Source organism: Massilia sp. UYP34, from assembly GCF_056279385.1.
This window is the reverse complement of sequence record NZ_JBWBRF010000007.1, coordinates 1-18,278: the sequence shown is the minus strand read 5'-3', so window position 1 is coordinate 18,278 and position 18,278 is coordinate 1. Positions and strand designations below refer to the sequence as shown.

The 18,278-nt window shown below is 65.2% G+C and carries 15 protein-coding genes; 12 read left to right on the top strand and 3 right to left on the bottom strand.

Annotated features, from left to right (window positions below; translation table 11 throughout):
- The first annotated feature begins 17 nt into the window (after window positions 1-17).
- Entirely contained in the window at window positions 18-914 is an 897-nt protein-coding gene (locus ACZ9AQ_RS13155; protein WP_429203723.1) for an SMP-30/gluconolactonase/LRE family protein, read from the top strand.
- Window positions 915-1,000: 86 nt separating this feature from the next.
- Window positions 1,001-2,098, top strand: a complete 1,098-nt coding sequence (locus tag ACZ9AQ_RS13150) for an extracellular catalytic domain type 1 short-chain-length polyhydroxyalkanoate depolymerase (protein WP_429203722.1) — start codon at window positions 1,001-1,003, stop codon at window positions 2,096-2,098.
- 64 nt (window positions 2,099-2,162) lie between these two features.
- Here the strand turns inward: ACZ9AQ_RS13150 and ACZ9AQ_RS13145 are convergent, their stop codons facing one another.
- Entirely contained in the window at window positions 2,163-3,617 is a 1,455-nt protein-coding gene (locus ACZ9AQ_RS13145; RefSeq protein WP_429203721.1) for a methyl-accepting chemotaxis protein, read from the bottom strand.
- 496 nt (window positions 3,618-4,113) lie between these two features.
- Here ACZ9AQ_RS13145 and ACZ9AQ_RS13140 point away from each other — a divergent pair, with 496 nt between their 5' ends.
- The 7 genes from ACZ9AQ_RS13140 (at window position 4,114) to tal (ending at window position 10,849) form a co-directional block, all read left to right on the top strand.
- Window positions 4,114-5,262, top strand: a complete 1,149-nt coding sequence (locus tag ACZ9AQ_RS13140; protein ID WP_429203720.1) for a sensor histidine kinase — start codon at window positions 4,114-4,116, stop codon at window positions 5,260-5,262.
- Window positions 5,256-5,636: a response regulator gene (locus ACZ9AQ_RS13135; RefSeq protein ID WP_429203719.1), complete on the top strand. Its 381-nt coding sequence runs from the start codon at window positions 5,256-5,258 to the stop codon at window positions 5,634-5,636. The genes ACZ9AQ_RS13140 and ACZ9AQ_RS13135 overlap by 7 nt, the downstream gene beginning before the upstream one ends.
- A 207-nt stretch (window positions 5,637-5,843) precedes the next feature.
- Window positions 5,844-7,313 (top strand): glucose-6-phosphate dehydrogenase, encoded by a 1,470-nt coding sequence (zwf, locus tag ACZ9AQ_RS13130; RefSeq protein WP_429203718.1) that lies wholly within the window; start codon window positions 5,844-5,846, stop codon window positions 7,311-7,313.
- A gap of 30 nt (window positions 7,314-7,343) precedes the next feature.
- Complete coding sequence (locus tag ACZ9AQ_RS13125; protein ID WP_429203717.1) at window positions 7,344-8,198, top strand: SIS domain-containing protein; 855 nt, start codon at window positions 7,344-7,346, stop codon at window positions 8,196-8,198.
- A gap of 164 nt (window positions 8,199-8,362) precedes the next feature.
- A complete protein-coding gene (locus tag ACZ9AQ_RS13120) occupies window positions 8,363-9,361 on the top strand; it encodes a hypothetical protein (RefSeq protein WP_429203716.1) in 999 nt (332 codons plus the stop codon).
- Window positions 9,362-9,389: 28 nt separating this feature from the next.
- A complete protein-coding gene (locus tag ACZ9AQ_RS13115) occupies window positions 9,390-9,887 on the top strand; it encodes a GAF domain-containing protein (protein WP_429203715.1) in 498 nt (165 codons plus the stop codon).
- A gap of 32 nt (window positions 9,888-9,919) precedes the next feature.
- Entirely contained in the window at window positions 9,920-10,849 is a 930-nt protein-coding gene (gene tal, locus ACZ9AQ_RS13110) for a transaldolase (RefSeq protein ID WP_429203714.1), read from the top strand.
- A gap of 149 nt (window positions 10,850-10,998) precedes the next feature.
- On the opposite strand, the gene ACZ9AQ_RS13105 is transcribed toward tal, so the two are convergent.
- Window positions 10,999-11,616 (bottom strand): TetR family transcriptional regulator, encoded by a 618-nt coding sequence (locus tag ACZ9AQ_RS13105; RefSeq protein ID WP_476108129.1) that lies wholly within the window; start codon window positions 11,614-11,616, stop codon window positions 10,999-11,001.
- Between the two features lie 166 nt (window positions 11,617-11,782).
- Here ACZ9AQ_RS13105 and ACZ9AQ_RS13100 point away from each other — a divergent pair, with 166 nt between their 5' ends.
- The 3 genes from ACZ9AQ_RS13100 to ACZ9AQ_RS13090 are packed head-to-tail and all read left to right on the top strand — an operon-like array spanning window position 11,783 to window position 17,711.
- Window positions 11,783-13,084, top strand: coding sequence for an efflux RND transporter periplasmic adaptor subunit (locus tag ACZ9AQ_RS13100; protein ID WP_429203713.1), 1,302 nt, complete (start codon window positions 11,783-11,785; stop codon window positions 13,082-13,084).
- A 23-nt stretch (window positions 13,085-13,107) separates the two neighbouring features.
- Window positions 13,108-16,260: an efflux RND transporter permease subunit gene (locus ACZ9AQ_RS13095; RefSeq protein WP_429203712.1), complete on the top strand. Its 3,153-nt coding sequence runs from the start codon at window positions 13,108-13,110 to the stop codon at window positions 16,258-16,260.
- Window positions 16,261-16,262: 2 nt separating this feature from the next.
- Window positions 16,263-17,711: an efflux transporter outer membrane subunit gene (locus ACZ9AQ_RS13090; protein ID WP_429203711.1), complete on the top strand. Its 1,449-nt coding sequence runs from the start codon at window positions 16,263-16,265 to the stop codon at window positions 17,709-17,711.
- Between the two features lie 112 nt (window positions 17,712-17,823).
- Here the strand turns inward: ACZ9AQ_RS13090 and ACZ9AQ_RS13085 are convergent, their stop codons facing one another.
- Window positions 17,824-18,084 carry a PAAR domain-containing protein gene (locus tag ACZ9AQ_RS13085; RefSeq protein ID WP_429203710.1) on the bottom strand — a complete coding sequence of 87 codons (261 nt, stop codon included), beginning with the start codon at window positions 18,082-18,084 and terminating at the stop codon, window positions 17,824-17,826.
- Window positions 18,085-18,278 lie beyond the last annotated feature (194 nt).

The following is an 18,278-nucleotide window of genomic DNA, read 5'->3' as shown; positions in this document are numbered from 1 at the left end:
ACCTGACTCATTTAAATATGGCAACGGAAAAATTTGAAGTAGTACACGATGCGCCGATGCTGGTCGGCGAGTCCGCGCTCTGGCACGAAGTCGAATCGGCGCTGTACTGGGTCGACATCGAGGGCTACACCGTTAACCGCCTGCATGCGGCGAGCGGCAAGTTCACCTCGTGGAAGATGGGGTCGAACCCGTCTGCGCTGGCGATCGACGACAACAACTTCCTGGTCGTGGCCACCCGCCACGGCCTGCTGCGCCTGAACACCACCGACGGTTCGGAGTCGCCCGTCGCGGACGCGCCCTACGATCCGTCGAAGGTGCGCTTCAACGACGGCCGGGTCGACCCGGCAGGCCGGTTCTGGATCGGCACCATGTACGAGCCGCGCGACCAGCCGGCCGCCGAGATGTACGTGCTGGACAAGGATCGATTGCGGCGCGCCTGGAGCGGCGGCATGACCAACTCGAACGGCCTGGCCTGGAGCCTGGACGGCCGCACGATGTACCACGCCGACACCACCACGCACCGCATCGACTGCTACGACTTCGACCCGGCCCTTGGTGAGCAGAGCAACCGCCGCACCATCGTGACCTTCCCGAGCGACAAGTCGGCGCCGGACTACGGCGGCCGTCCGGACGGCGCCACGATCGATGCCGAAGGCATGTACTGGGTAGCGATGTTCGAGGGCGCGCGCATCCTGCGCATCGGGCCGAACGGCGAAGTCAATCGCGAGATCAAGCTGCCGGTAAAGTGCCCGACCTCGGTCGCCTTCGGCGGGCCGGACCTGCGCACCCTGTACATCACCAGCGCCAGCCATGGCAGGTCGAAAGAAGAGCTCGAGCAGTATCCGCTCAGCGGCAAGGTGCTGAGCCTGAAGATGGACGTGGCGGGACGCGAAGAGCCGGAATACCGCACCTGACGCCGGCGCGAGCGGCGTGAACCAGCGCACCGAACAAGTCTGACTCCACGGTTATATTGCACTGCAACATAACCGTGGAGGCGGCAGTGGCAAAAATTACCCCGACGACCCGCTTGCTGCGCGACCTGGCGCGCGCCGCGAAATCGCAGCGCAAGCTGGCTGCCAAACTGTTCGATCTCCATGGTGCGCAGCCGGCCAGGCGTTCCGTGGCGAGGCCCACCACGCCAGCGCGGCCAAAGACGGCGCCCCCGGCGCAAGCGCGCCTGCCAGCCGCCTCGGGACGCTGGCTCGAGGGACATCATCTGCTTCCCTACTGGCTGTACCTTCCGCAACGCGCACCCGAGCACCCCACCCAGGGCGGCTGGCCGCTGGTCGTCATGCTGCACGGCTGCCACCAGAGCGCGCTCGAATTCGCGCAGGGTACGCGCATGAACCAGCTGGCGCAGGCCAAGGGTTACGCCGTGCTGTACCCGCAACAACCGGCGGCCGCACAGGCACAGCGCTGCTGGCGCTGGTTCGATCGCGCCGCCCAGGAGGGCCGCGGCGAAACCGGCGCGCTGGCCGCGCTCATCGAACACGTATGCGCACGGCACCGCATCGACCGGCGCCGCATCTATGCGGGCGGCCTGTCGGCCGGCGCCGGCATGGCCGCCGTGCTGGCTCTGAACCACCCGGGACTGATCGCAGCGGTCGGCCTGCATTCCGGCCCCGTGTTCGGCGCCTGCCACTCGCCGTTCGGCGCCCTGCACGTGATGCGCGGCGGCGCCGGGACGCAGGCGGATGCGGCCATCCACGCCCTGCTCGATCGCCACGCCATGGCAGCGCCGGGAACGCTGGCCGGGCCACTGCCGCCCATGCCGGCCCTGTTGATCCACGGTGAAGACGATCCGGTGGTCAGCCAGCTCAACCAGCAACAGCTGGCGCGCCAGTGGCTGCGCCTGAATGGCATTCCGCTTGCCACGGCCAGCCGCGTCACCGCGAAACCCGCCGGACGCGGCGGCGCCAGCAACGCGCACGAGATCCATGATTTCACGGTGCGCCGCAAGGTCGTGGTGCGCGTGGTGCGCATTGCGGGCCTGCGGCATGCTTGGAGCGGCGGCGATCCGACGCTCAGGTTCAACGCCCGGGCCAGGCCCGACGCAAGCCGCATGATGCTGGCGTTTTTCGGCGCGCACCGGCGCTGAGGCGTCGTCGACCCGGACCGGCCAGTCGTGGGGCGGCGCCCGGACGGCACCGGTTCTGCCGAGGTCAATGCCCGGCTCGCCCCATCATCCGGGCCGAGTCGTAGCCGATCCGCACGGCGCCCCAGTGCTTGCCCTGGAACACGATCGGCATCGACAGGTCGTTGATCACCTCTCCGGTATCGCGCAGGTAGGTCTGCAGCAGGAACGGCTCGCGGTTCGTGGCGAGCCTGATCCCCACCGGATCATTGAAGATCCGCTTGTTGCGGCAGTACACCAGGTCGTGCTCGCGCTGCCCGGTCGACGGCCGCGAGAACTTGGTGTTGTGGGTCGGCGCATAACCGCGGTTGTCGACCGCCAGCGCATAGGCGGCGCCCGGCAGGTCGGTCAGCACGCGGTCGAACAGCTGCTGCAGGTCGCGCTCCACCGCGCGGTCGTACGAGGTCGTGAAACGCGGAGGATCGGATCGGTCGATCGGCCGGTACTGCTGGTCGAAGATGTTCGCGCCGCCGGACGCGTGCCCGCTCAGGCAGGCCAGCACCTGGTCGCGCAGCGCGGTGGTGCCGTCCACCAGCGCATCGAAAGCCGTGCCGCCGGTGCGAAAGCCGGCCAGCACGCCCTGCAGTTCCTCGGTGGCCACCCGCACTTCGTCCACGCGGCGCGAAGCGTCCTGCATCGTGGCTTCGGAGCTGGACGCATTCTGCGCCACCTCTTCCACCTTCGCATTGATCTGCTGGTTGACGCCGTCGAGCGACTGCATCGCGGCCGCCATCTGGTCCACGGTGGCGGTCATGCGCTCGAAGTCGGCGACGAAAGCCGTCAGGTGGCTGGCCGCGCTGCCGGCTTCGCGCGCCGACACGTTCACGCCGTCGAGGATGCCGGCAGTGGCGCCGGAGGTCGACGTCACCAGCTCGCGCATGGCGTTGCTGGCGGTCGCGATCTTGACCGCTTCGGCATTGACCACCTGCGACAGGCGCCGCACTTCGGAGGCGACCACCGCGAAACCGCGCCCGGCCGGGCCGGCGCGCGCCGCCTCGATCGCGGCGTTGATCGCCAGCAGATTGGTCTGGTTGGCCACGTTCTCGATCACTGTGCCGAACTCGCCGATCTCGCGCAGGTGGCCAACCAGCAGGGTCACGGTGTCCGAGAACCCCTGCACCTGTTCCTCGATGTGCCGCATGCGCCGCTCGAGGCTTGCCAGCTCTTCCATCGATTCGCGCGCCGCCGCCAGGTTACGCTGGGCAGTGTCGGCGATGCGCACCGTGCCGGCATTGACGTCGGCCGACAGCTCGGCCACTTCGCGCGCGCTGGCCGCCAGCGCATCGGCGGCCTGGTGCTGGCGCGCCGCCTGGGCCTGGGCCTGGTCGACTTCCTTGCGCAAACGCGCGGCATTGATCGCCGTGCGGATGCTGCCGTCGCGCGCCTTGACCACCAGCGTGCGCACGCTCCCCGTGACGCCATGGCCGGCGAGCGGCACCATGGCGCGCGCCCTGCGCACCACCGCATTCATCCACATCTTCATGTCCCCTCCGTCGCCATCTTCGTGATGGTGTGTATTTATCTATGGAAACTATATGCGTAATCCTTCACGGTGTCATTCATACCTTGCACCTGGCGCACTTTTCGTCGCTTTCGCACCACCGATTCCCGACGGCGGTGTCGAAATGGAATTCACCGACAACGCCATTTGAAAATATCGAGCGCGCGGGTTTTACTTCGAAACTTATCGATATGCTACTCGTCACGGAAGCGAATCGACATGGCCAGGTGCTGCCTCGGCATGAATAAAGAAATTGATCAATGAGCGCAAAAAATTATATTTTCGTTTAAAAACATATACTTGAAGTTAACGGAAAACATATGCGCGCTCCGGATTTTTTCACTGAAATTTTTCCGAATGTCAAATTAATTTTCCGAACGCTGTTATGATGACTTCACCGATGCTCGCGGTTTTCGCGAAAACGACAACCAGGACCAAAATGACGAATCATCGGTTAAGCGAATTCATTCGCAGTAATATGGAACAAATTCTGCAAACCTGGGAAGACTTCGCACGCACCATCGAGCCGCCCGCCTTGACCATGGATGACGTCGAGCTCCGTGACCATGCCAGTCAAATGCTGCACGCGATCGCCGACGACCTGGCCACGACGCAGACGGACGAAGAACGAACCGCCAAGTCGCAGGGCCTGGGCAAACGCGAACGTCCGGATACGGCCGCCGAAACGAATGCCGAGGCGCGCTTGCTGTCGGGTTATACCGTCGTACAACTGGTTTCCGAGTACCGCGCGCTCAGGTCGAGCGTCCTTACCCTCTGGATCGGCGACGAGCGCAAGGAATATGCAACAGACGTGGGCGACATCACCCGGTTCAACGAGGCGATCGACCAGGCGCTCGCGGAGTCTGTCGCACGTTACGAGGCCATGGTGAAACGATCTCAAAATATGTTCCTGGCCATCCTCGGACACGACCTGAGGAACCCGTTGAGCACGGTCGTCACCGGTTCCCAATTCATCATGGCCGCAGTGGATATTTCGCCAAGGTACATCCTGGCAGCAACCCGCATGTACAACAGCGCCAATCGCATGAGCAAGTTGATCAGTGACCTGATCGACTTCACGCGTACGCACCTGGGGCCGGGAATTCCGATTCACGTGCGGCAGGGCGACCTGGTCAAGGTGTGCGAGGAAGTCGCCAACGAATTGCGCATCTCGCAGCCGGAAATGCAGATTGATTTCCTTGCACCGGACCGCATCGAGGCGATCTTCGACGGTGCGCGGATCGGGCAGATGCTGTCCAACCTGGCGGGCAACGCCATTCAGTATGGAAATGCAGACAAGCCGATCACCATCAGGCTGCAACGCGACGCCGAAACTGTTGTCATCTCCGTCAACAACCATGGCGCGACGATCGACGCCGACAAGCTGGCGCGCATCTTCGATCCCCTGGTGCGCATTGCCGCGGCTTCCGGCGCTGACGAACACACCAGTCTCGGCATCGGTTTGTTCATTTCGCGCGAGATCGTTCAGGCCCATTCCGGTCGCATCGAGGTGACCTCCAGCGCGCAGGCGGGGACGACCTTCACGGTCACCATGCCGCGCCTTCCCGCCGGGTTCACATCTCCCGGGATCGAGCGTGACCGCACCGGCGAAAGAGCCGTGTGGTAAGGGCCGCCGCCGACCCGGGCGACGGGCTGCCACGCAAGGTGCTCGTCGTCGACGACGAGCCCGACCTTGTCGAACTGGCGCGTATCCTGCTGGGCTACTACGGCATGAGCGTGTGTGTCGCCCACGGTGGCGTCAAAGCGCTGGAGATGCTGGCAGGCGATCCCGACATCGACGCCCTGTTTTCCGACGTAATGATGCCCGGAATGAACGGGCTGGAACTGGCGGACGCCACCCACCTGCGTTACCCGCACATCCATATCCTTCTCACATCGGGCTACACGGCGCCCGAACTGGCCGGGCCGTACAGCCGGCGCTACGCGTACATCCCAAAACCGTACCGGATCGAGGATGTGATCGCGCGCCTGCGCCGCTGAGCCGGAGCGCGGCATCGACCACCGTGAGAACGCTGCCGCCGCGCCGGCGGACCGTCGGAACCCGCAAGCTCTGCGCCCCGACATGACTGGTTATGGCACACTGGCCCCACGGTGCACGTGTAGTAGATTTACTTGATCGAGAACAAATTATGTAGTAAATTTACATCACCATCCGATTGTCCCGTTACTAGCGCAGACCTATTCCTTATGGCTATTTCTGATTTCGACCTCGTTTTCTTTGGCGGCAGCGGCGACCTTGCGATGCGCAAGCTGCTGCCTGCGATGTACGCGCGCGACGTCTGCAACGACTTGCCGGAGAGCAGTCGCATCATTTGCGTCGGCCGTGACGACGCGACGCAGGAAGAATTCCTGCGCATGGTCGAAAACAACTCGAAACCGCACATCAAGGACACGGTCCACGAGCCGAGCTGGGCGCGCTTCCTGCAGCGCATCACGTACGTGGCGCTCAACGCCACCGACGTGTCGACCTACCAGGCGCTGGTCGAGGCCCTGCGCGACGACCCGTCGCTCACCCGGGTCTATTACCTGGCCACGCCGCCGCAGCTGTTCGCCACGATCTGCGACAACCTGGCCGCGACGGGCCTGGCCACCCCGAACTCGCGCGTGGTGCTCGAAAAACCGCTGGGCCGCGACCTGGCCTCGGCCAAGCAGATCAACCTCGACGTCGGCAAGGTGTTCGCCGAATCGCAGATCTACCGCATCGACCACTACCTGGGCAAGGAGACCGTGCAGAACCTGCTGGCGCTGCGCTTCGGGAACATCCTGTTCGAGCCGCTGTGGCGCCGCGAATGGATCTCGGACGTACAGATCACGATCGCCGAAAAGATCGGCGTGGGCAACCGCCTGGGTTACTACGACCATTCCGGCGCGCTGCGCGACATGCTGCAGAACCACCTGCTGCAGCTGCTGTGCATCGTGGCGATGGAACCGCCGACCTCGATCGCGCCGGACGCCGTGCGCGACGCCAAGCTGCAGGTGCTCAGGTCCCTCAAGCGCTTCACCCCGACCACGCTGTCGCAGAACATCATCCGCGGCCAGTACCGCGCCGGCTACATCGACGGCCAGCCGGTGCCGGGCTACCGCGAGGAACCCGGTGCGCCGAAGAGCTCGCGCACCGAGACCTTCGTGGCCATGAAGGCCGAGATCGACACCTGGCGCTGGGCCGGCGTGCCGTTCTACCTGCGCACCGGCAAGCGCATGGCCGACCGCCTGGCCGAGATCGTGGTGCGCTTCAAGCCGATCCCGCACTCGATCTTCAACCAGCCGACGTCGAGCTTCCAGCCCAACAGCCTGGTGATCCGCCTGCAGCCGGACGAGGGCCTCTCGATGAACCTGATGGCCAAGACCCCGGGCGACTCGATGCGCCTGAAGCAGGCCGAGCTCGAGCTCGATTTCCGCGAGCAGTTCAAGGCGCCGCGCATGGAGGCCTATGAACGCCTGCTGCTCGACGTGCTGCGCGGCCAGCTGACCCTGTTCATGCGCGGCGACGAGCTGGAAGCGGCCTGGGAATGGGTCGAGCCGATCCTCGAGCACTGGGAACAGGACGACAGCGCGCCGGCGCCGTACACCTCGGGCACCTGGGGCCCGGCAGCGGCCAGCGCCCTGATCGGCCGCGACGGCCTGCAGTGGCGCGAAGAAGCGCTGCCGGAAGACTGACCGACGCTCATTACCCGCCCGAGGCCCACCATGCTGCTCGACTCGATCCGCACCCAGCTCGACACGCTCTCCAAGTCGGAGCGCAAGGTCGCGCTCGCGGTGCTGGCCGCGCCTTCCGCGACCGTGAGCCAGAACATCACCGCCCTGGCGCGCAACGCCCAGGTGTCGGAGCCGACCGTGGTGCGCTTTTGCCGCACGCTCGGCTACGACGGCTGGCACGAGTTCAAGCTCAAGCTGGCGCAAGGCCTGGCGCTGGCGCTGCCCGGCGCCAGCGAGGCGCCGCACCAGGACGACCTGGCGTCGGACCTGATCAACAAGATCTGCAGCCGCTCGATCAACACCCTGCTCGACCTGCGCAACAACCTCAAGCCGGAACTCGTCCAGCAGGCGCTCGAGATCCTGGCGCGCGCCAACAAGATCGAGTTCTACGGCCAGGGCACGTCCGGCTTCGTGGCGGCCGACGCCCAGCACAAGTTCTTCCGCTCGGGCGTGCCGACGGTGGCCTACACCGACCCGGCGATCCACTCGATCGCGGCGGCCCTGCTGCGCGAAGGCGACGCGGTGGTGGCGATCTCGCAGCGCGGCAACAACCCGGCGCTGACCCGTTCGGCCAAGCTGGCCAAGGCCGGCGGCGCCGACGTGATCGTGCTGGCGCCATCGGGCACGCCGCTGGCCGAGATGGCCACCCTCCTGATCCCGATCGACCTGGTGTTCGCCACCGACCCGTACACGCCCATTTCGGCGCGCCTGGCCTACCTGGTGGTGATCGACGTGCTGGCGGTGGGCCTGGCCTTGCGCCGCGGGCCGGAATTTCGCAAGAAGATGCAGAACGCGCAGAAGGCGCTGCAGGAATTCGACATGCAGTTCGATTCGTTCATCGGCTGATCACGCGCTGGAAAGGCGATCCGGTCCCGCGACGGATCCTCGCCCATTTGAAGGACGTGCGCTGACGGCAAGCAACGCATTTGGTCTAGAATGGGCGGTTCCTGCCCTTGCCAATCAACCCATGGACATCGATCCCTCAATGGGTGATCGGTCCTGACTAGCCAATGCCGACGTTCTACAAGCTACTCCTGTCGTCCCTTGTTGCGGCCGGCGCCCTGACGATGTGCATGACCAGGTCCGAGTTGCAGCTGCCCGATCCGATCGTGATGCGCAGCGTGAGCGGCGTCGAGGGCGTCGAATTGCGCCACACCGGCTTCGACCGGCCCGGCGCGGGCCCGTTCCAGCCGCTGTTCGGCCTTGACGACGCGTTGCGGGCCAGCTATCCGTTCGTGCTCCATCGTGACAAGGTCTATCGCCGCGCCGGCCCGGGCAGCTTCGTCGTGCAGCCCCGCGGCGACGTACGCGCGCACTACGTGGTCGAGGAACACGCGGACCGGTCCGAAGACCGGCCCGATCGCATCACCAGCCTGTCCATCCGCGAGCACGACAGTCACGAACTGCTCGGCCTGCGGTACTTGCGCGCCCGGCAGGACGAAGCCGGACGCGGCCGGGTGGGCGACGATGCGACGGCGTTCGTGCGCAAGATACTGCGGACGGCGGCCCCGGCCGGCGGCCGGCTCGACGAGCCGCCGTATGGCGCCGCGCCCGTCACGCACACGCCGCTTCGGGCCGGCCGCATCGACCCTCCCGTCGATGGCGGCGATGGCTGTCCGCCTACCTATGAAATCGGGATGGCGGCGTCGCCCCGGCAGTTCGATGCCGGCGCGTGGTCGTTCCGGCCCTGGTCCGACGTCGACAGCTTTGCCTGCACCGGCAACTTCATCCTGGTGGCGTCGGGCGACGGCGCGCGCATGCTGCTCGACCTGCTGGACCCGACCGGCAAACACCTGTTCCAGACCGAGGTGGCGATGCCGCTCGACGCGCGCGCCGAGGCGACGGTGCAACGCCTGCGGGTGAACGGCGAGCGCCTGCAGGTCGACGTGCATTATCGTCCTGGCAAGCTCCCCGACGGCAAGCCGAGCCCACGCCAGCGGTTCAGGCTGGTTATTTCGATGGCGCCGCCCGAGGCCGACCCGCCTGCGGCAGCGCTGGCTGTAAAATAGCGTTTTTGGACCAGCATTTTCGACTGACATGCATATCAATCCCGAACGCAGCGCCCGTCCCGACTACGACCTGCTGGTGCGCCAGGTCACCAGCGTCCTCGAGGGCGAGCGCGACCTGACCGCCAATGCATCCCAGTTCTCGGCCCTGGTCTACGACACGCTGTCCGATCTTAACTGGGCCGGCTTCTACTTCACCGTGCCGTCGAAGAAGGGCGAAGGCCAGGATTTGCTGGTCGGCCCGTTCCAGGGCAAGCCCGCCTGCGCCCGCATCCCGTTCGGCCGCGGCGTGTGCGGCGCCACCGCCGTCAAGCGCGAGACCATCGTGGTGCCGGACGTGCATGCCTTCCCGGGCCACATCGCCTGCGATTCGGCATCCGCCTCGGAAATCGTCATTCCGGTGATCAAGGACGACAAGCTCATTGGCGTGTTCGATATCGACAGCCCGCGGGCGGACCGTTTTTCGGAAGAAGACCGCGCTGGCCTGGAAGCCATGCTCGCCGCCTTCATCGCCGCCACCGACTTCTGACTGCCTCACGCTCCACCCTTCACGAGACCACCATGAACCAACTCGAACAGCTCAAGCAGTACACCACCGTGGTCGCCGACACCGGTGACTTCCAGTCGATCAAGGCCTACTCGCCGAAAGACGCGACCACCAATCCCTCCCTGATCCTGAAGGCCGTGCAAAAGCCGGAATACCGTCCGCTGCTGGAAAAAGCCATCGCCGACGCCCCCGGCGCCTCGATCGAAGCGATCGTCGACAGCCTCTTGATCGCCTTCGGCGTCGAGATCCTGAAGTACGTGCCGGGCCGCGTCTCGACCGAGATCGACGCCGCGCTGTCGTTCGATACCGAAGCCACCGTCGCCAAGGGCCGCGAGCTGATCGCCCTGTATGAAAAGAACGGCGTGTCGCGCGAGCGCGTGCTGATCAAGATCGCCTCGACCTGGGAAGGCATCCGCGCCGCCGAGATCCTGGAGAAGGATGGCATCCACTGCAACCTGACCCTGCTGTTCTCGCTGTGCCAGGCGGTGGCCTGCGCCGAAGCCGGCGTCAAGCTGATCTCGCCGTTCGTCGGCCGCATCTACGACTGGTACAAGAAGTCGACCGGCCTCGAATACCAGGGCGCCGACGATCCGGGCGTGCAGTCGGTCAAGCGCATCTACCAGTACTACCGCAAGTTCGGCTACGACACCGAAGTGATGGGCGCGAGCTTCCGCAACACCTCGCAGATCCTGGAGCTGGCCGGTTGCGACCTGCTCACCATCTCGCCCGACCTGCTGCAAAAGCTGGCCGACAGCGATGCGCCGGTCGAGCGCAAGCTGAGCAAGGACGAGAGCATCGATATCGACAAGATCGCGATCGACGAAAAGACCTTCCGTTTCATGCTGAACGAAGACGCGATGGGCACCGAGAAGCTGGCCGAAGGCATCCGCGCCTTCGTCGCCGATTCGCTCAAGCTCAAGCAGATGATCGAAGGCATGCGTTAATTCCTTTGTTGGCCATAGCATGTCGTCCCCGCGCAGGCGGGGACCCAAGTATTGCTTGCGTTACCGAGACGCTCGCACCTTAGGTCCCCGCCTGCGCGGGGACGACGTTTTGGGGCTGACGAAAGAAGGTAGTTTTTGGGCTTTGGCTCTCAGCGCGCCTTCAGCCCCGCCAGGAAGGTATCGATCAGCTCCCCGCCCAGCGCCATCAGGTCGAACGATTCCAGGTCGAACAGCCAGTTGCGCAGCAGGCCGTCGATGATGACCCACATGCAGGTCGCGGCATTGTGCGGATCCACGCCGGCAGGCAGCTGGCCGTTGGCGCGCGCCTCGGCCAGGTTCGTTTCCATGCGCCCGCGCCACTCGGCCACCGCTTCGCGCTTGCGCACGCGCGCCGAGTCCACTTCTTCGGTGAACTCGGTCTTGAGGGTGGCGATCTCGAACACCCGGCGCGCCTTCTCATCGCTGACGACGATGTGCAGCACCGCCATCAGCTCGTCGCGCAAGCGCTGCAGCGGGTCGGCGATTTCGCGCTCGCCCAGCTGCTGGATCGCCGTGTCCATCGGCATCTTGGCGCGATCCATCATCGCGCTGAACACCGCCCCCTTGTCGACAAAATGCCAGTAAATCGCGCCGCGTGTCACACCCGCCGCTGACGCGATATGCTGTAATGTCGTTCGCGAGACACCCTGTTTTGCGAACAAGACCTCTGCTGCATCAAGAATGCTGTCGCGGGTCGCCGCTGCTTCTTCCTTCGTCCTGCGAACCATTTCTTTTGAGTTACCTTCGAATAAAAACCGCTTAAAAACATTTTACATACAGTCGTGATAGTATATAAAACTATTTGCAAAAGCCAGCGCTGATCTTACACCCATGCATATGTTGTCGACGGGGTGTGACATCGCCGCAATTATTAATTAGAAGGATGCACACGTAATGCGCTCTGCCCACTCCTCATCCCTGTCCCTCACCCGGGTCGCGGCGGCCACCCTGGCTGCGGTGGTCCTGCTGTCCGCCTGCGGCAAGAAAGACGAACCGGCCAAGGCCGGCGCCCCCGCCGGCCAGCAGATGCCGGCGCCCGAAGTCGGCGTCGTCACCACCGTCTTCCAGACCGTCGCGCTGCAGAACGAGCTGCCGGCGCGGGTGGAGCCGATCCGCACCGCCCAGGTTCGCGCTCGCGTCGACGGCGTGGTGCTCAAGCGTTCCTTCACCGAGGGCAGCGTCGTCAAGCAGGGCCAGTCGCTGTTCACCATCGATCCGGCGCCTTACCAGGCCCAGCTCGCCGCCGCCCGCGCCGACGTCGCGCGCGCCGAAGCCAACCTGGTGGCGTCGCGCGCCATCGCCGAGCGCTACAAGCCGCTGGTCGAGGCCAACGCCGTCAGCAAGCAGGAATTCGACAACGCCGTCGCTGCCCAGAAGCAAGGTGAGGCCGAAGTCGCCGCAGCCAAGGCCCAATTGCGCGTTGCCCAGATTAATCTTGGCTACACCAATGTGAACGCCCCCATCACGGGCCGCATCGGCCGCGCGCTGGTGACCGAAGGCGCGCTGGTGTCAAGCACCCAATCGACCGAGCTGGCCCTGATCCAGCAGACCGACACCATGTACCTCAACATCACCCAGTCGGCCACCGAGCTGCAGCGCCTGAAGAAGCAGGGCGGCGGCGCCAGCGACGTGCCGGTCACCGTGCTGCTGGAAGACGGCTCCGTCCTGCCGCAGCGCGGCAAGCTGCTGTTCTCGGATGTGACGGTCGACCAGGGCACCGGCCAGGTCACGCTGCGCGCCACCGTGGCGAACCCGGACAATGCCCTGCTCCCGGGACAGTACGTGCGCGTGCGCGTCGCCCAGGCTTCGCTGCCGAACGGCATTCTGATTCCTCAGCAGGCGGTCACCCGCGGCGGCCAGAACGGCGACATCGTGACCGTCATCGGCGCCGACAACAAGCCGGTTCCGCGCCAGATCCAGATCGCTTCGCAGCAGGACGAGAGCTGGGTCGTCACCGGCGGCCTGAAGGAAGGCGAAAAAGTCATGGTCGACGGCTTCCAGAAGTTGCAGATGCTGCCGCCGGGCACCCCGGTCAAGCCGGTGGCGTGGACGCCGGCCGGTGCGCAGCAGGCGCCGGCCCAGGCGGGCGCACCGGCGGCCCAGCCGAACGCGGCTGCCGCCGCCGGCGATACCCGCACCCCGGATGCCGGCTCGCCGGTCGCGGGCGCGACCACGCCAGCCGACAGCAGCCGATAAGAACAAAGAAATAGGACTTTCCAATGGCACGTTTTTTTATTGACCGCCCGATTTTTGCATGGGTGATCGCGCTATTCATCATGGTGCTCGGTGGCGTCGCCATCAAGCAGCTGCCGATCGCGCAATACCCGACTGTGGCGCCCCCCTCGATCGTCATCAACGTCGCTTACCCGGGCGCATCGGCGCAGACGCTCGAAGACTCCGTCATCTCGATCATCGAACGCGAGATGAACGGTGCGCAAGGCATGATTTACATGGAATCGACCAGCCAGGCCAACGGCAGCGGCTCGATCACCATCTCGTTCGAGACCGGCACCGACCCGAACCTGGCGCAGGTCGACGTCCAGAACCGCCTGTCGCGCGCCACCCCGCGCCTGCCGCCGGCGGTCACGCAGCAAGGCGTGCGCGTCGACCAGGCGCGCTCGAACTTCCTGCTGTTTACGATCCTGTCGTCGGATGACCCGAACATCACCAGCATCGAGCTGGGCGACTATGCCTCGCGCAACGTGCTGCCGGAAATCCAGCGCATCACCGGCGTCGGCCAGGCCCAGCTGTTCGGCACCGAGAAGGCGATGCGCGTCTGGATCGATCCGACCAAGCTGGTCGGCCTGAACCTGTCGCCGGCCGACGTCACCGCCGCGATCTCGCAGCAGAATGCCCAGGTCGCTTCCGGCACCATCGGCGACCTGCCGGTCGCCAAGGGCCAGCAGATCAGCGCCACCGTGATCGTCACCGGCCAGTTGTCGAACGTCGAACAGTTCGGCAACATCGTGCTGCGCGCGAATCCGGACGGCTCCACCGTGCGCCTGAAGGACGTGGCGCGCATCGAGATCGGCGGCCAGGCCTATTCCACCACGGCGCGCCTGAACGGCAATCCGTCGGCCGGTATCGGCGTGCAGCTGGCGCCGTCGGGCAACGCCCTGCAGACCGCCGAGCTGATCAAGGCGCGCATGGCGGAACTGCAGAAGTACTTCCCGAAAGGCATGAAGTACTCGATTCCCTACGACTCGACCACCTTCATCGACATCTCGATCGAGCAAGTGGTGCACACCCTGATCGAAGCGATCGTGCTGGTGTTCCTGGTGATGTACCTGTTCCTGCAGAACATCCGCTATACCCTGATCCCGACCATCGTGGTGCCGATCGCGCTGCTCGGCTCGTTCGCCTGCCTGCTGGCGCTGGGCTTCTCGATCAACGTGCTGACCATGTTCGGCATGGTGCTGGTGATCGGCATCGTGGTCGACGACGCCATCGTGGTGGTGGAGAACGTCGAGCGCATCATGAGCGAGGAAGGCTTGCCGCCGCTGGAAGCCACCCGCAAGGCGATGGGCCAGATCTCGGGCGCCATCATCGGCGTGACCGTCGTCCTGATCGCCGTGTTCGTGCCGCTGGCGTTCTTCGCCGGCGCGGTCGGCAACATCTACCGCCAGTTCTCGGTGGTGATGGTGACCTCGATCGGCTTCTCGGCCTTCCTGGCGCTGACCCTGACCCCGGCGCTGTGCGCGCACCTGCTCAAGCCCGTCGAGGCCGGCCATCACATGGAAAAGAAGGGCTTCTTCGGCTGGTTCAACCGCAACTTCACCGCCGGCGCCAAGAAATATGAAGGCTTCGTCGGCGCCATCCTCAAGCGCGCCGGCCGCTGGATGGTCGTGTTCGCGCTGCTGGTCGCCGTCGTCGCCCTGATGTTCACCCGCATGCCCAACGCCTTCCTGCCGAACGAAGACCAGGGCTACGTGATCGCCAACATCCAGCTGCCGCCCGGCGCCACCGCCGAGCGCACCGGCGCCGTGCTGCGCTCGCTGGAAGAGTATGTGATGAAGCAGCCCGAGACCGCCAACATCGTGGCCGTGACCGGCTTCTCGTTCTCGGGCCAGGGCCAGAACATGGGCCTCGCGTTCATCCCGATGAAGCCATGGGACGAGCGCACCGGAGAAGGCCAGGACGCGCAATCGTTCGCCGGCCGCATCACCGGCCACATGGGCGCGGTGCGCGACTCCTTCATCTTCGTGGTGAGCCCGCCACCGATCCCGGAACTGGGCACCGGCACCGGCTTCTCGTTCCGCCTGCAGGATCGTGGCGGCAATGGCCACAACGCCCTGCTCGCAGCGCGTAACCAGCTGCTGGGCATGGCAATGCAGAGCAAGGTCTTGACCGGCATGCGTCCGGAAGGCCTGGAAGACGCGCCGCAGCTCAAGCTGAACATCGACCGCGACAAGGCGCAAGCCCTGGGCGTGACCTTCGCCGCGATCAATACCGCATTGTCGACCTCGCTGGGTTCGTCGTACGTGAACGACTTCCCGAACGCCGGCCGCCTGCAGCGCGTGATCGTGCAGGCCGATGCGCCCCAGCGCATGCAGCCGAACGACCTGCTGCGCATCAATGCCCTGAACAGGAATGGCCAACCGGTGCCGCTGTCGTCGTTCGCGACCACCGAATGGACCACCGGCCCGATGCAGACCAACCGCTACAACGGCTATCCGGCGATGAAGCTCACCGGCGAACCTGCTCCGGGTTACTCGAGCGGCGACGCGCTGGAAGAAATGCAGCGCCTGGCGGCCCAGCTGCCGGCCGGCTTCGCCTTCGAATGGACGGGCCAGTCGCGCGAAGAGATCCTGTCCGGCTCGACCGCGGGAATCCTGATTGCCTTCTCGCTGCTGGCGGTGTTCCTGGCCCTGGCCGCACTGTATGAAAGTTGGACGATCCCGGTGTCGGTGATGCTGGTGGTGCCGCTGGGCGTGCTCGGCTCGCTGATCGCGGCCAATATGCGGGGCTTGCCGAACGACGTGTACTTCAAGGTCGGCCTGATCACCATCATCGGCCTGGCGGCGAAGAATGCGATCCTGATCGTCGAATTCGCCAAGGACCTGCAGGCCGAGGGCAAGACGCCGTACGAAGCGGCGCTGGAAGCGGCGCACCTGCGCTTCCGCCCGATTATCATGACCTCGCTGGCCTTCATCCTCGGCGTGCTGCCGCTGGTGATCGCGGGCGGCGCCGGCTCGGCCTCGCAGCGCGCCATCGGTACCGGCGTGATGGGCGGCATGATTACCGCGACCGTGCTGGGCGTGATTTTCGTGCCGGTCTTCTTCGTGGTGGTACGCACGCTCTTCAAGGGCAGCGAGCGCCAGAAGAAGATGTACACGCAACAACATGAACATGCGCTAGAACAAGGAAAGTAACGATGATCAAGCACATCAAATTCGCCACGCCGCTGGCGCTGTCAATGGCGCTGGCAGGCTGCATCTCGCTGGCCCCCGACTACGAACGCCCGGCCGCCCCGGTGGCCGCCGCCTTCCCGGAAACGCCGAAAGCGGCGACCGAGTCGACCAGCCCGGTGCTGAACGCGGCCCCGGCCACGGTGGCCTGGCAGTCGTTCTTTGCCGATACGCGCCTGCGTTCGCTGATCGACGCCGCGCTGGTCAACAACCGCGACCTGCGCGTGGCGATCGCCAACATCGAGCAGGCGCGCGCGCAATACCGCATCACCCGCGCCGACCGCCTGCCGACCGTGGGCGTAGGCATCAGCGGCAGCCGCCAGACCACCGGCGAAGACCAGCCGATCAACAGCGTGTACCAGTCGGGCCTGTCGGTCTCGCAGTTCGAGCTGGACCTGTTCGGCCGCGTGCGCAACCTGTCCGAAGCGGCGCTGGCGCAATACCTGGCCACCGAAGAGGCGCGCAAGGCGACGCAGATCAGCCTGATCTCGTCGGTCGCCAGCGCCTGGCTGCAACTGCTGGCCGACGAAGAGCTGCTGCGCATCACGCAGGATACGCTGAACACCCGCCTGGAATCGGACAAGCTGACCCAGCTGCGCTTCGAGAACGGCGTGGCCTCGCGCCTGGAACTGCAGCAATCGCGTTCGCTGGTCGAGACGGCCCGCGCGACCCTGGCCCAGCAGCAGCGCCTGCGCGCCCAGGACATCAATCTCTTGACCCTGCTGGTCGGCGGCCCGCTGCCGGCCGACGTGAGCGCCGGCGCCACCCTGGCCAAGACCGAGCTGCCCGACATCCCGGCCGGCCTGCCGTCCGACCTGCTGGCCAACCGTCCGGACATCCGTTCGGCCGAGCAGCAGCTGATCGCGGCCAACGCCAACATCGGCGCGGCGCGCGCGAACTTCTTCCCGCGCATCACGCTGACCGGCAGCGCCGGCAGCGCCAGCAACGAGCTGTCGGGCCTGTTCGACAGCGGCACCTGGGGCTGGACCTTCGCGCCGCAGGCGATCCTGCCGATCTTCGACTACGGCCGCAACAGCGCCACGCTGGGCAGCGCCCGCGCCCAGCGCGACATCGCGGTGGCGCAATACGAGCAGTCGATCCAGACCGCGTTCCGCGAAGTGGCGGATGCGCTGGCCGGCCAGGCGACCTTCAGCGAACAGCTGCGCGCACAAAACGCGGTGACCGAGGCCGAAGCCGACCGCTTCAACCTGTCCGACCTGCGTTACCGCAGCGGCGCGGCCAGCTACCTGGACCTGCTCGATGCACAGCGCTCGCTGTTCCAGTCGCAGCAGTTGTCGGTGCAGGCGAATCTGCTCAGGTTGCAGAATCAGGTGGCCTTGTATCGCGTGCTGGGTGGGGGGTGGATGGAGCCGGTCGTGCCTGCCGACGGCGCCACGCCGGTGGCGGCGCGGTAAGCGTACGCCAGGCACTTGCCGAACGAGAGCCGGGCCTTGCGGCCCGGCTTTCTTTATTCTACTGAAATCAAGCTAACTTGAGCGGTACCCAAGTCGTGGTAACCCTGCACCATCAACGAATACTGAAATTATCAACTGTGGACGTCAAAGTAGCTCCGCAGCTGGTTCGGTGTCCATCGTAGGCGACAGAAGCGCCGCCTATGGTATGGCGGGAATTCCCTTCTACGATTGTTCCCTCCCCGTGTATCGGACAAACACATTTGTCCCCGACACAAGCGACCGCAATCCCGCCAACTGTGAAATGGGTGGCCTCGACTCGAGTAACCTTGCCTCCGTGGCTGGTTGGATCGTTGAGGCGAATGACGTTAGGCATGATTACCTGCCTTGCCGTCGGCTTGGCTCGGAACGTTCGCCGGTTCCCCCACTCCATCGTTTTTGTGACTTTCGTCTTCGTACGCAACCAGCCTCCAGGTGAATCGCCACGAGTTTCCTAGACACTCGCGAGCCGCTTGAAATACTGCTTTTCATACTCGACCGGCGACAAGTCATTGCTGGAGCTGTGCCGGC

Excerpts from the sequence above, each read along its gene's own strand:
- ACZ9AQ_RS13155 (WP_429203723.1), top strand. The coding sequence starts at position 18 with ATGGCAACGGAAAAATTTGAAGTAGTACACGATGCGCCGATGCTGGTC.
- ACZ9AQ_RS13145 (WP_429203721.1), bottom strand. The coding sequence starts at position 3,617 with ATGAAGATGTGGATGAATGCGGTGGTGCGCAGGGCGCGCGCCATGGTG.
- ACZ9AQ_RS13140 (WP_429203720.1), top strand. The coding sequence starts at position 4,114 with ATGGAACAAATTCTGCAAACCTGGGAAGACTTCGCACGCACCATCGAG.
- zwf (WP_429203718.1), top strand. The coding sequence starts at position 5,844 with ATGGCTATTTCTGATTTCGACCTCGTTTTCTTTGGCGGCAGCGGCGAC.
- ACZ9AQ_RS13125 (WP_429203717.1), top strand. The coding sequence starts at position 7,344 with ATGCTGCTCGACTCGATCCGCACCCAGCTCGACACGCTCTCCAAGTCG.
- ACZ9AQ_RS13120 (WP_429203716.1), top strand. The coding sequence starts at position 8,363 with ATGCCGACGTTCTACAAGCTACTCCTGTCGTCCCTTGTTGCGGCCGGC.
- ACZ9AQ_RS13115 (WP_429203715.1), top strand. The coding sequence starts at position 9,390 with ATGCATATCAATCCCGAACGCAGCGCCCGTCCCGACTACGACCTGCTG.
- tal (WP_429203714.1), top strand. The coding sequence starts at position 9,920 with ATGAACCAACTCGAACAGCTCAAGCAGTACACCACCGTGGTCGCCGAC.
- ACZ9AQ_RS13105 (WP_476108129.1), bottom strand. The coding sequence starts at position 11,616 with ATGGTTCGCAGGACGAAGGAAGAAGCAGCGGCGACCCGCGACAGCATT.
- ACZ9AQ_RS13100 (WP_429203713.1), top strand. The coding sequence starts at position 11,783 with ATGCGCTCTGCCCACTCCTCATCCCTGTCCCTCACCCGGGTCGCGGCG.
- ACZ9AQ_RS13095 (WP_429203712.1), top strand. The coding sequence starts at position 13,108 with ATGGCACGTTTTTTTATTGACCGCCCGATTTTTGCATGGGTGATCGCG.
- ACZ9AQ_RS13090 (WP_429203711.1), top strand. The coding sequence starts at position 16,263 with ATGATCAAGCACATCAAATTCGCCACGCCGCTGGCGCTGTCAATGGCG.
- ACZ9AQ_RS13085 (WP_429203710.1), bottom strand. The coding sequence starts at position 18,084 with ATGCCTAACGTCATTCGCCTCAACGATCCAACCAGCCACGGAGGCAAG.